We start from the raw sequence: 1566 nt of genomic DNA on the forward strand, positions 1-1566 counted from the left end.
CCCTGGTGAACGACCACCATGCGGGTGGCATCGGGTGCCGCCCGCGAAAGGCGGTGTTCGCACACCACGATGCCGACGCCCTCGGCATGCAGCCGCCGGAGCAAAGAACGGATATGGCGCACGTTAGCCGGATCCAGGTTGGCGAAGGGTTCGTCCAGCACCAAGATCTGGGGACGCAGGGCCATCAGGGCGGCAATGAGGACCAGGTGCTTCTGTCCGCCGGACAGGGTCTGGGGATCACGCAAACGCAGGTGGTCGATGCCGGTCTGGGCCAGCGCCGTGCCCAGGCGGTCCTCGATGGCCGGGCGAGCCAGACCCAAGCTCTCCAGACCGAAGACAATCTCCTGCTCGACGGTGCGGCAAAAAAGCTGGGCATCGGGATTCTGGAAAACCATGGCCACCTGGCCGAAAAGATCGGCCACGGCCGTCTGGCAGACCGGATGCCCGGCCACCCGGACCTCGCCGCCAAGCACGCCGCCGTAAAAATGGGGAATCAGGCCGTTGAAGGTCCGGCACAGCGTCGATTTACCGGATCCGCTGCGGCCGGCGATCAGCAGATAGTCCCGGGGCGAGATGTCCAGATGGATTCCGTTCAATACGGCCTGGGCATCTTCCCGGCGATATCGGTAAACCAGGTCCCGCACTTCAATTGCGCGAGGTAAGCCCTGGTTGCCGTCGGCCCGTTCAGAAGTCAATACTGCCGGTCCGTTTGAGCAGCCGCAAGGCCAAAACGCCCAGGATGGCGCCGGCCACCGTGCTGCAGACAAAGGAGGGTATCAGGGCCAGCAGGGGGATGGCCTTGCCCATGAGGACAGGGGCGACAAAAAGCGCGCTGACCACCGGCGCGATGATGCCGGTGCCGATGATTTCACCGGTCGCCGCCATCCAGGTCCGGCGCACGAGGCGATAGGCGATGCCGGCCAGAAAGGCGCCGATCATCCGCCGGGAAAGGCCAGCAGGGTGCCCACGCCCATGGCATTGCGCAGGACGGCGATCACCATGCGGTCAGCACGGCCCACCAGGGGCCCAGCAGGACCGCCGCCAGGACGTTGATGAAATGCTGGGTGGGGTTCACCTTGCGATGCCGATGGGAAAAGCGGTGTAAGGGGCCAGGGCGACGCCGATGGCCACCAGAACAACGGCATAGGCGGTCTTGCGGGTGGTCAGGGATGCGCTTGCGGGTGAAATGCTACGGGTTGTCATGGGCTCCTCCACAAAGGGTTTCACATTCGTCGGGTTGGCGCTGCAATCGTCTTGCAGGGGGTTTCAGTCGGGCATGGCGATGCCGGCGACGCGCAGGGCATCGGCGAACGCCCGCCAGTCCCATGGCGGCCGATCGGCTTCACAAAGCGCGGCATCCGGCCAGGGCCAACCGCAGGGAATGGGGCAGGTAAAGACCAGGCGTTCGTCCCGCGTGGGGTGATCCACACACAAAAACGTGGGCCAGAAGGGCGATCTGCCGTCCGGGAAGCGGTTCGCCGGCGCCGTAACGCAGGTCGCCCAGGAGCGGATGGCCGGCGTGGGCCAGTTGGATGCGGATCTGATGCCGCCGGCCGGTTTCAAGGT

4 protein-coding genes and 1 pseudogene are annotated in these 1566 nt (G+C 65.4%); all 5 read right to left on the bottom strand.

Going from position 1 to position 1566, the window contains the following annotated elements; genetic code table 11:
• A partial coding sequence (locus JCM12296_RS34685) for an energy-coupling factor ABC transporter ATP-binding protein (protein WP_172684267.1) occupies positions 1 to 695 on the bottom strand: 695 nt, incomplete at its 3' end.
• Positions 685 to 939: an energy coupling factor transporter S component ThiW gene (locus JCM12296_RS43005; RefSeq protein ID WP_218188448.1), complete on the bottom strand. Its 255-nt coding sequence runs from the start codon at positions 937 to 939 to the stop codon at positions 685 to 687. The genes JCM12296_RS34685 and JCM12296_RS43005, both read right to left, overlap by 11 nt.
• Positions 940 to 994: 55 nt before the next feature.
• The gene (locus JCM12296_RS51240) at positions 995 to 1075 is read right to left on the bottom strand and encodes an energy coupling factor transporter S component ThiW (RefSeq protein WP_422699275.1); all 81 of its coding nucleotides are present in this window, start codon (positions 1073 to 1075) and stop codon (positions 995 to 997) included.
• Positions 1072 to 1203 carry a hypothetical protein gene (locus tag JCM12296_RS48725; protein ID WP_281492271.1) on the bottom strand — a complete coding sequence of 44 codons (132 nt, stop codon included), beginning with the start codon at positions 1201 to 1203 and terminating at the stop codon, positions 1072 to 1074. Before JCM12296_RS48725 ends, JCM12296_RS51240 begins: the two co-directional genes overlap by 4 nt.
• Positions 1204 to 1266: 63 nt before the next feature.
• A pseudogene (locus JCM12296_RS40815) lies at positions 1267 to 1566 on the bottom strand (hypothetical protein); the annotation flags it as partial.

Origin of the sequence: Desulfosarcina cetonica JCM 12296, from assembly GCF_001311845.1 — a bacterium.
Classification (GTDB): Bacteria; Desulfobacterota; Desulfobacteria; order Desulfobacterales; family Desulfosarcinaceae; genus Desulfosarcina; species Desulfosarcina cetonica.

Excerpts from the sequence above, each read along its gene's own strand:
- JCM12296_RS48725 (WP_281492271.1), bottom strand. The coding sequence starts at position 1,203 with ATGACAACCCGTAGCATTTCACCCGCAAGCGCATCCCTGACCACCCGC.
- JCM12296_RS43005 (WP_218188448.1), bottom strand. The coding sequence starts at position 939 with ATGATCGGCGCCTTTCTGGCCGGCATCGCCTATCGCCTCGTGCGCCGG.